The organism is Microbulbifer okhotskensis (assembly GCF_023895975.1).
In the GTDB taxonomy this organism is placed as follows: Bacteria; Pseudomonadota; Gammaproteobacteria; order Pseudomonadales; family Cellvibrionaceae; genus Microbulbifer; species Microbulbifer okhotskensis.
Map to the genome: position 1 here is coordinate 1 of NZ_JALBWM010000422.1, position 363 is coordinate 363.

At 59.0% G+C, this 363-nt stretch carries 1 protein-coding gene; it reads left to right on the top strand.

Annotation, left to right across the window (positions count from 1 at the left end; translation table 11 throughout):
* The coding region (locus MO867_RS22765) for a hypothetical protein (protein ID WP_252473411.1) at positions 1-363 on the top strand (363 nt) is incomplete at both ends.

Sequence of the window (363 nt, forward strand, 5' to 3'; positions counted from 1 at the left end):
GCCAGGTGGAAAAAGGCAACGATATTGTGGAGCGCAGCTTTGAGGGCCGCTTGCGTTTTATGGCCCGGCCGCCCACTTCCCTGGAGGAGATCAACAGTGCGGGCTGGCAGTGGATGCGCTGGTTTAACGGCCAGAAAAAGCACAGCCGCACCGGCCAGCCGCGCTATGCCGTTTGGCTGCGTATTACTGCCGAGCAGTTGGTGGTGGCACCGGATGCGCAGGTGATGCGTGAGCTGGCCATCCATGCGGCAGAATCCCGCAAGGTGTCCCCGCAATTAACCATCAGTTATCAGGGCAAAACCTTTTCGGTGCGGGATATCCCGGATGTTTTGGTGGGGGAAACCATTTCTGTCACCCGCAACC